We start from the raw sequence: 9,602 nt of genomic DNA, 5'->3' as shown, positions 1-9,602 counted from the left end.
GTGTGTTAGCTTTAGACATGTCGGCCTCCTGTGAATGTTTGATGTTCAACAAACAGTGTGGCTCTGGTTTTGCTAACCCACGAGAAAACACGGAGGCCGACATCTGCACAGGGAATCATTATGTCTACATGTACTAGGTAATCTGAACAAACTATAAAAAAGGATTTTAAGAAAGCTTTTAACAAAGCTGTGGTCCAATTTGGATTAATTTAGTCACCTGCGTGGATAGATTTAGGTGAGGTTTGGCAATGGTTAAAATCGTACATGTTATATGCCTATCAACTACGCCCCTGTAGGACCGGATGCACCTACGCTGCGCCGGTTATTGTGGTGTTAGACCAAAAGATAGCGAGAGAATATATATGAGATGGAGAGGGGTTCACCATATAGAAATTTCGGTGTTAGATTACGAAGAATCTATAAAATTCTTTGACAAAATGTTTGGCTGGTTGGGTTATAAAAGTTTTTGGACCCTGGATATTGAATATCGCTCGACTTACTACATGGCAAGGTTTCCTTTCTTCCATAGTTACATTGGCGTTCAGCCGGCTAAAACCGGTGGTAAGTTGTGCCATGAAAAGCATGCAACAGGTGTTCACCACTTGGCTCTCTGGGCAAAAAGCAGACGTGAAGTAGATGATTTTTTCAGTGGTTTCCTTCTGAAAAATAATGTTGAAGTAACCGATGTTCCTAAGGAATATCCAACCTATACGCCAGGCTATTACGCCGTATTTTTCAACGACCCGATTACAGGAATTCATTTTGAGCTTAGTTATACGCCTATGATACCCTCCATCGCGGGTTACCGTAGGTGGATCGACATTTTAAAAAAATCTGGACGGTACACCCGGAATGGAAATCTCCGCCTTGGGAGGAGTCAATGCGGAAACTACCTTCAAAAAAAGATCAAAGATAACATAGGGCAACCCAAACTATGGAGGTTGCAACAATCGCATGGTATTACATGCAGGCACGCCATAAACTCTTCCCTGAGGGCGCCACGCGCTATCCCAGGTGCAGAGGGCCTGCTTGGCGATACCTTGCTGGTCTTAGCAAGTATTCTGCAATGCGAAACAGTTATTTAGACTATGATGTGTGAGGTGGAGTTGAATCTGGCCTCTGCCTCTCGAAACAGTGTTTTTACCTTCTCTATGTTCCAGGGTTGTTCTATCAGTGTTTCATGATCCCACTGGCTCCTGGGTTCATGGGGAGCAAAAAAGTCCCCGCCGTAGACATGTATCGCACCTGTCATCTTGCCAATTGGGTTAAGCACTGAATGTATGGTGCTGTCGTCAAGTGCAACTACGTCACCGGCGCCAAGAGATCTGGCCCCGGCCGCTTCAATGCCGGTTTCCGTTCTTCGCCAGAATATGTTGTCTTCCCTGCCGGAATATATGCCAACGACTGAAAACATCTGGTGGTTATGCGGCATCAGACACATGCACGGGGCCCAGGTGAAATTGATTATGGTGAGTTCAGGCGATCTGTACAGTGGGTATATGCCGGCATGTTCTTGCTCACCAAGCACAGACAGGAGGCTTGCAGTATCGGAAACGGCTTTTGCGACAACCTCGCGCACAGCCTCTTTCCCTTCGGCCATGGCCTCGATGCAATCCTGAATAAACTGCTCATTATTGAACATGATGTCATTCTCCTTCTCTGGCTTAAGAGGGCTAACACAGCGCTTCACGGCTGGTTTGGCGCTTAGAGAAAACGGCTGAGGGAACAAGGCCTTGTTAGCCAATGAATTCGTCGTTTCTGGCTTATTTTATTATAGGTGCTTTGTCAAACCGGCATGTCACATTTGTTCATCTTAAGGACGAGCTCTTAAGGACGAGCCATTCGGCTTTATCCTGGCCCTGAGGTGAGGGAGGCGGGGGCAGGCATCGAGGTCATGTTACCCCCGAGTGCCAAATGGCAAGGCGGCAGTCCCCCCAAAGATCAGCATCTGTACCCCTATGACGGCCAGAATAAGCCCCCGGGTGACTATCCCCAGGCCGTTTTCGCCTATTTTGGCTACTATTCCCGAGCTGAACACAAAACAAATAAAGGTTATGAAGCAGAGGAGCTGCAAAGCTGCATAGGTCCCAGAAAGCCAGGTTGTCATTCTTCGTCATCTCCTGCTTCCCGGTTGGGATGCTTACCAGTGAACACCGCCAACTGAGCGGCAAAAGCCCGTTGGTAGGCGGGCCGCGCTTCGCCGCGGGCGACATAGGCCGAGAGATTTGGATATTCATCCAGAATGCCGGATGATCTCAATCGCAGTAGCACTGACACCATCATCAAGTCCCCCGCGCTGAATGCACCGTCGAGCCAGTCGGCCTTGCCAAGGTAAGCGGAAAGTTGTTGCAAACGATTTCGGACAGGTTCCTCGACTAAAGGCAAGCGCTGCGTATTCCAGGGCCTGTCGTTCTCCAGCAGCCTGGCGTTTGCGAGTTCAAGGATCGGCGGCTCCACAGTGTTGACTGACGCAAACATCCACATGAGCGCACGGGCGCGGGCATTGGTATCGTTCGGCAGCAGACCTGCATGGCGTTCTGCTATGTGGAAAATGATCGCCCCTGACTCGAAAAGTACTAAAGCGCCTTCCTCATAAGTCGGGATCTGGCCGAAAGGGTGAAGCGCCAGGTGTGCGGGTTCTTTCATCTCACGGAACGAAATCAGGCGAACCTCATAAGCTTGACCCACTTCTTCAAGTGCCCAGCGTACCCTTGTATCACGCGCCAGTCCCTGGCCACGATCGGGTGACTGTGCAAAGGCCGTTATAGTTGGGAGCATTATATTCCTCCTGGTCAATTTCGCAGTAACTTGCGCAGTAACACCCAATCAATAGTCGAACGCCAAAAGCGTAAATCGACATCTCATCTGGATATTATAACGGGTGCCATTTCATTGCGTGATGCTGCGTGATATGTCGAGTGATGCCAAAGCCGTGCAGTCGCGCGTCAGGCTCGGGAAAGAGGGACGGCGATCAACTGCCATGACCATGGATAGCAAAGTCAATTAAAGGCGCTGCTTATGCGCGGGGCATGGGCCGAATACATAAAACATGCTTCATGCCGCAGGGCGGGAGCATGAGAGGCTTCTATTACACACTTAGCTAAGATATAAGGTAACTACACCTCCATAGATTAGAGTGTAGACACCTAAATACAGGCTAAATTTATCAATATGGTTAACAGTAATTTGATATTTTTGCTTCAACTCATAATAGCCCTGTGGTTCAAATTCTGAATTTGGGTTAAGTAACCCCATTGCAGAGGTAGATAATTGATTGGTTATGTATGCAATCAAAGCGATTAACAGGGAACTAAACTGATGAAATGTCGGACTAAGTTTGAACTCAGATGTGTAACTCAATACATACGCGAAAAATGGATATGTAAAGCCTATCAACAGCAGAAAAAAAGCCATCACAACTTGTCTTCTGACTTTTTGTTCATCCAATGTAACACTTATATTTTCTCTAAGCATATAACAGTTATTTTCCTGTGAAATTTTAATTGATTTGAATATACCTCGGAACTAAATGCGCATGCTCGATAAAGTGATAAACACGCTCAAGGCTGTAAGCTATTGTCGACCAGCAACAGAATTTATCTAGCTGACTCTAGTGTTAATGTTCAAATGTAACAAGAATAATGTGCAAATTTTTCCCCGATTTGATTGAGTATTTTTCGAAAAAAACAAATAACGCTGTGTTTTAATACAACACAGAATCAGAACAGAGAAGGCTTATCTGTGCTGGTTCAATCCTTTATTTTTTCATCATAAAGATCAGCTGATACCATGAAAACAGGGATGTTGCTTGCGATAACAAAAGCCAGCGTGTCCCTGGTTCTCCAGTCATAACCCATCCCAATAAAAGATGTATTCCAAGACAGGCACTGTTGTCCCAGTGGCCGTTGGCGGCATGGATGCCGCCGTCGAGCCTATAGGGACATATTCACGGCGAGTCACTGGTGCAACAGTGCAGAAGCGCACCGCAGGTGATTCGTTGCAACTTAACTTGCAGCACTAGGTAGCTGGTGAGGTGGTACCGAGCAGAACCGAGGAAAGTTGGGGAAGGGTTGTATCGCCAAATGATTGCGTCACCTATGTCTGGGGAGAGGTATCAACCAATGTCAGGATTTGACATTGGTTGATATTCGTCAGCTTAGTCTACGGTGAGCACACCATCGATATTGGAAATGCTGACATTTTCCAGATTGCTGATCACTAAGGTTGAGTATTGCCAGCTTTGGTCTCTCTTTTGGCATTCGGCCGACAGGACAACTGTGATCTCACGGGATGTTTTGGCGTAGCTGCCCGAGGGCACATAACCACTGGGAGCACCATGGTTGCCGGTATTGACCAAAAAACCATCCAGATTGGTGACTTCTGCCGAGTTCAAATTAGTGATGTCAAGGCCTGCAGGGATCCAGCTTTGATCCCTTTTCTGCGCTTGAGCATACAGGGTGGATTTAATATTGCGTGAGGTTCTTGTGAAGCTTCCTTCCGGTACATATTGGCTCATGTTCAAGTCCTTTTTTCACGTTGAAGTCCATCGCATGCTCAAGCCAGCTGATGCCAGGCTTCGCATACCCTATAGAGGGTAGTAGATTGGCTGAACTATGCCATTACAGCGCCATTACAGGGTGTAGACGACAAAAGAGCCCGGAAGACAAGAGACAAAAGACGCTGTGCCGATGGACAGGAGATTTCCGACAATATTCGGCAATAAAAAAGCCAGCTTGCGCTGGCCTTTTTACTGACTCGTTACTGGCTTGGGAAGGGCGATTAGACGCGCTTCTTGAACTCGCCGGTACGGGTGTCGATTTCGATCTTGTCGCCGACTTTAACGAAGTCAGCCACGGTGACGGTACCGCCGCCTGTGATGGTGGCAGGCTTCATGACTTTACCTGAAGTGTCGCCACGGGCAGAAGGCTCTGTGTAGGTCACTTCACGTACGATAGTGGTTGGCAGTTCGACAGAGATGGCTTTCTCATTGTAGAAAGTCACCTGGCAGGTTTCTTCCATGCCGTCGACTATGAATGCCGCTGCATCGCCGAGGTTTTCGGCTTCTACGTCGTACTGGTTGTACTCGGCATCCATGAAGACATACATAGGATCGGCGAAGTATGAATAAGTGCAGTCGAGACGCTCGAGGATGATGTCTTCCAGCTTGTCTTCACCCTTGAAGGTGGTTTCGGTGCCAGAGTCGAGCAGCAAGTTTTTCAATTTCAGCTTAACGATAGCAGCGTTACGGCCTGAGCGAGTTGTTTCAGTTTTCTGAACAACCCATGGGCTGCCATCCAACATGATCACGTTACCGGGACGGATTTCATGAGCAGTTTTCATTACTAATTTTCCTATGTTTGGATATTTCTGTTTCAGTGCAGTATCTTAGCTATTTTTGACGAACTGAACCAGTCGGCTAGCGAGATCTGCATCATTTAATGCATCAATTGGCCATTGTTGAGCGTGTTGCAACAAAGGCAAATCAACAGAATCAAGTTCTTGCCAGTGAAGGTTCACGGCGGATTGCTGCTCCTGGTTGAATGCAAGATTCAATTCAGCCCAAGGCTTGGCAATTTCTGGCGTCAGATTATCGCAGTAAAGCGACATAAAAGCTTCTAATTTTACCAGGTGATAATCATCTTCTTGCGGATAAATGTGCCAAATAAACGGCTTGGCAGCCCATTGGGCGCGTAAGAAAGAGTCCTCACCCCGCACAATATTAAAATCACAGCTCCAAAGCAAGCGATCGAAACCTTGTTGATCTGTCATGGGCAAGATGTGCAGGGTCAAGTTGCCATGCACTATCTGTTGTCCCGGGACCAGATCGGCAACGGGGCAGGGCAACAAGTGGGTCAGGCTGTTCAGGCTGCGCCCCTTGGGGATCAGCGCATGCACCCTGGGCATCGACACTCGCCATAGCTCACACAGCGCCGCCAGCGCGCGGGTTTCATAGCTGAATACACTGATGACCTTGTCCCTGGGCGCTATGCCGGTCAGGCCAAGTTCGGCAAACAGCCTGAGCCTGTTGTCGGCACAGGCTTGCCACTCCGCCCGCTGCGGCAATAAATTCTTCTCGCAGATAAGCCCGCCTGTTTTCGGCGTAAACCCAGGGAAATAGAAGAATTTTTTTAGCCCACTCGCCTGCAGTGAGGGCAACCCATGACAATTGTCTACCCAGTCTTCGGCGCTCAGGTATTCCAGGTTCAGCCACAAGGGCGGGGTCTGCTCGGCAGACTGGTGTTGGGCCAGCAGTTGCGCCTTGATCTTTTCGGGCAGCTCGCAGGCGAAGGCCTCGATGAGCACGGCACCCGGCGTGAAGCCAATATCCAGCGGGGTATTCCACTTGAGTATGGTGACGCCGGCAAACGCCTGCGAGCTTAACCCGGGATCCAGTTGCGGCAATATGTGTGAAAAGCTATGCAGATCGTCGACCCACAAATTGACGCTAATCCGGTATTCGCCGGCGAGTTGCTGTGCCAAACGCCAGGTGACACCTATGTCGCCATAATTGTCGACGACGGTGCAGAAGATGTCCCAATGGGTGGAGGCTTGCGTTGGTGTCATAGGTTCGGACTTGTGGTTTAACTGAAGTGTGTGGTTTAACTGAGTTCAGCTGCTATCTTTAGTGGCTTTTCATCTTAAGTTGCACGTCGCCGTCTCTTGCCTCTGCCTGGGTATAGGCATGCCAGAGATAAAAAAAGCGGCTCAGAGAGACCGCTTTTCCTTGCGTTGGCAGTGAAGATTAATCTTCCAATTCGGCCAGGCACATCTCATCGTAAATCTGTTTTACCCAGGCATCAACCCTTTCTTCGGTCAACTCAGGTTGGCGATCTTCATCTATGCCCAGACCTATGAAGTGTTTATCGTCGATCTGGCCTTTGGAGGCCTCAAAGTGATAACCTTCTGTCGGCCAATGGCCTATGATGATGCCGCCGTTGGCCTGGACTATGTCACCTACCATGCCCATGGCATCGAGGAAATACTCGGCATAATCTTCCTGATCACCACAACCAAAGATAGCGACCAGTTTGTCGGTGAAATCGATTTGTTCCAGCTCGGGGAAGAAATCGTCCCAGTCGCACTGAGCCTCACCGTAATACCAGGTAGGGATGCCGAACAACAGCAGATCGTACTCGGCTATTTGTTCCTTGGTGCTCTTGGCGATGTCTTTCACCTCAACCATCTTCTTGCCCAGTTTCTTCTGGATCATCTTGGCGACGGCTTCGGTGTTGCCTGTGTCGCTACCGAAAAAAAGACCTACAGTTGCCATTGTCTATCCTTTATCTGTCATGCTGAACTTAATTTGTATACAAATCTCGCCAGTCCAGGGACTAAGCTTGAATTTGCTGTTGCAAGATCAATTCGATTAGTTGGCTGCGGCTGATGTTACTGGCCGAAGCTCGTTCGTTCAAGGCGTCATATAGATCTAGTGACACTTTCAACTCTACTCGTTTCAATCCGTTTGCTCTATCACGCTGGATCTGATTACGCTTGTTGACCTTGAGCTGTTGGCTGCGGGACAGGGGATTGCTGCGTGGCCGGCCCCGGCGCTTCTCATTGGCAAAAAGGTCAATGGTGGTTCTGTCAGTTGTTTCTTTTGCCATTTCTTATTGTTTATCCGAGCCCCGAGCCTTCCCAGGACACTTGGATAATACCTTTTGCAATAAACCCGGCACAGCCGAGGAATAACACTAACCAAACAATATATCGACCAAATTTAGGCACATTGCCCTGTTTCAGCACATCGTGGATGGCCATGCCGATAAAGAAAAATATCGCGGCAAAAAACAGGTTTAACCCTATGGTTTCAATTTGTTCCATGTACTGAGCTAACATACTTTTTCCATTCCCCAGAATCGTCTAAGGCCAAAAGAGGCGCGAATATACCACATAAGGCCCAGACTCTGCCATATGCTTTACCTTCCTATGTGAGCTGACTCAAACCTCTTGTTTGTCAATAAATTCAGACACTATACGATTAAAGATCGCCGGCTTTTGTGCATGCAACCAATGACCCGTACCTTCTATGGTCTTGGCTTGCACCCTGGGGAACTGAGCCAAAATCGTCTCCCTATGGGCGGCGGTCACGTAATCCGAGTCGCCACCGCGAACGAAGAGGCTGGGGCCGGAGTAGCTGCTGTCGCTGTTATGCCAGCCGATGAGTTCCGGGTAGTTGGCCTTGAGGCCCGCCAGGTTCATTTTCCAACTGAATCCTGTGTCTGTTCTTTGCAGGTTTTTCAGTAAGAATTGTGCCGTGGCTTCGTCTATGCCGGCACTGAGCAGGTGATTCAAGGCGAAGCGGCGGTCGCTATGCCCCTGCAAGGGCAAGCTGCATAGGCCATCGAAGACGGTATCATGCCTGGGAGAATAGGCTACTGGGGCAATATCTGCGACCACCAGACTGCCGACGCGTTCGGGGGCCGCCAGCGCCGTGGCCATGGCTATCTTGCCGCCCATGGAATGGCCGACCAGGTGGGCCCTGGGCAAGTCCAGGGCATCGAGCAGGGCCGTCATGGCGGTTGCCAACCTGGGGTAATCCATCTGTTGCCAATGTTCACTCAAGCCGTGGTTGGGGACATCGACGCGTATGACCCTGTGGTGTTGCTCCAATACCTGCCCCAGGGCCTTGAGGTTGTCCAGGTTGCCAAAGAGACCGTGGATCAAGACGACGGCCGAGCCTTGACCGGAAGAGACATAATGCATAAAGATTTCCTGGCGACGCGCGCCCAATTTCACTCTTGGGCGAATTGTCCTGCAATTGCGGGCCAGTGACAAGCCATGAAACCTTTCCGGGCCCCGGCTTGTACGCTTTTACAGCAATTACCGCCACTGAGGGCAGGCGCAGGGGGTTTTTGGTCGATTTTAGATTAATGTCGCCTTATCAAATGCCTATAGATAGCATACACTGGGCACAATGATGAATTCAGGGATCTGCTGCACTCTGTGATAGACTTTTCCCGAATCGAGACATTAGCGAATGGAAGGATAGATAAAGGTATGAAATATATCGAGGTCGATGAAGAGCTCTATCGTTATATTGCCGGCAAGACGGAGCGGATAGGTGAGAGCGCGTCCGATATTATCCGCCGTTTACTCGGCTTGAGTGTCGAACCTGTGGTGCAGACCACGCCGCTGGCCGTCAGTGAGCCCAGTCTGGAAAAGGTTACCCCAGTTGTCGGCGCCCCGGCGTCTGCGCCATTGAACGATTTCAATACTTTTATGGATGACAATGCCCTGAGCCAGCAGAAAGGCGCCGTGGGGCGTTTCCTGTTTATGCTGGAGAGCCTGCATGCCAGGGTACCTGAGCAGTTTGCCCAAGTGCTGCACATTCAGGGCCGCGGCAGGCTGTATTTCGGCCAGTCCAAGCAGGCCCTGCTCGAGGCCAGTCCTTCGGCGAACCCTAAAGAAATTGGCCAGAGTGGCTTTTGGGTGACGACCAACAATAATACCGCCAAGAAGCGCACCATTTTATCGGAAGTGTTAGTACAGTTTGGCTGTGATGCCGGGACGGCTGAACAGCTGGCGGCCAAGATCTAATCGTCTCTGGTTAGGCGGGTTGCCACTGGATTGCTGGCATAACGAGGGCGAGCCGGCAGGCTTGC

At 49.6% G+C, this 9,602-nt stretch carries 12 protein-coding genes; 2 read left to right on the top strand and 10 right to left on the bottom strand.

The genetic code is table 11. The annotated features are described in order from the left end of the window. Positions 1-398 precede the first annotated feature (398 nt). Positions 399-1,085, top strand: a complete 687-nt coding sequence (locus tag LZP73_RS14470; protein ID WP_234235698.1) for a VOC family protein — start codon at positions 399-401, stop codon at positions 1,083-1,085. On the opposite strand, the gene LZP73_RS14465 is transcribed toward LZP73_RS14470, so the two are convergent. From LZP73_RS14465 to LZP73_RS14420, 10 genes are all read right to left on the bottom strand, one after another. Then, positions 1,082-1,642 (bottom strand): hypothetical protein, encoded by a 561-nt coding sequence (locus LZP73_RS14465; RefSeq protein WP_234235697.1) that lies wholly within the window; start codon positions 1,640-1,642, stop codon positions 1,082-1,084. The two genes, LZP73_RS14470 and LZP73_RS14465, sit on opposite strands and share 4 nt — an antisense overlap. Before the next feature lie 255 nt (positions 1,643-1,897). Then, on the bottom strand, positions 1,898-2,107 hold the full coding sequence (locus LZP73_RS14460; protein ID WP_326490355.1) for a MarC family protein: 210 nt from the start codon (positions 2,105-2,107) through the stop codon (positions 1,898-1,900). Then, a complete protein-coding gene (locus LZP73_RS14455) occupies positions 2,104-2,778 on the bottom strand; it encodes a glutathione S-transferase family protein (protein ID WP_234235696.1) in 675 nt (224 codons plus the stop codon). The genes LZP73_RS14460 and LZP73_RS14455 overlap by 4 nt, the downstream gene beginning before the upstream one ends. Before the next feature lie 1,378 nt (positions 2,779-4,156). Continuing rightward, complete coding sequence (locus tag LZP73_RS14450; RefSeq protein WP_234235695.1) at positions 4,157-4,516, bottom strand: CVNH domain-containing protein; 360 nt, start codon at positions 4,514-4,516, stop codon at positions 4,157-4,159. A gap of 263 nt (positions 4,517-4,779) precedes the next feature. Next, positions 4,780-5,340, bottom strand: a complete 561-nt coding sequence (efp, locus tag LZP73_RS14445; RefSeq protein ID WP_169562531.1) for an elongation factor P — start codon at positions 5,338-5,340, stop codon at positions 4,780-4,782. A 45-nt stretch (positions 5,341-5,385) separates the two neighbouring features. Next, positions 5,386-6,564: an elongation factor P maturation arginine rhamnosyltransferase EarP gene (earP, locus tag LZP73_RS14440; protein WP_234235694.1), complete on the bottom strand. Its 1,179-nt coding sequence runs from the start codon at positions 6,562-6,564 to the stop codon at positions 5,386-5,388. 178 nt (positions 6,565-6,742) lie between these two features. Further along, entirely contained in the window at positions 6,743-7,270 is a 528-nt protein-coding gene (gene fldA / locus LZP73_RS14435) for a flavodoxin FldA (protein WP_169562533.1), read from the bottom strand. A gap of 61 nt (positions 7,271-7,331) precedes the next feature. Beyond that, on the bottom strand, positions 7,332-7,604 hold the full coding sequence (ybfE, locus tag LZP73_RS14430; protein WP_169562534.1) for a LexA regulated protein: 273 nt from the start codon (positions 7,602-7,604) through the stop codon (positions 7,332-7,334). Positions 7,605-7,614: 10 nt separating this feature from the next. Next, positions 7,615-7,836, bottom strand: coding sequence for a DUF2788 domain-containing protein (locus tag LZP73_RS14425; RefSeq protein WP_234235693.1), 222 nt, complete (start codon positions 7,834-7,836; stop codon positions 7,615-7,617). Positions 7,837-7,938: 102 nt separating this feature from the next. Next, the gene (locus LZP73_RS14420) at positions 7,939-8,703 is read right to left on the bottom strand and encodes an alpha/beta fold hydrolase (protein ID WP_234235692.1); all 765 of its coding nucleotides are present in this window, start codon (positions 8,701-8,703) and stop codon (positions 7,939-7,941) included. 294 nt (positions 8,704-8,997) lie between these two features. On the opposite strand from LZP73_RS14420, the gene seqA reads away from it, so the two are divergent. Then, complete coding sequence (gene seqA / locus LZP73_RS14415) at positions 8,998-9,537, top strand: replication initiation negative regulator SeqA (RefSeq protein WP_234235691.1); 540 nt, start codon at positions 8,998-9,000, stop codon at positions 9,535-9,537. Positions 9,538-9,602 lie beyond the last annotated feature (65 nt).

This window comes from Shewanella sp. AS16 (assembly GCF_021412365.1).
GTDB lineage: Bacteria > Pseudomonadota > Gammaproteobacteria > Enterobacterales > Shewanellaceae > Shewanella > Shewanella salipaludis.
This window is presented reverse-complemented; position numbering and strand designations above follow the sequence as displayed.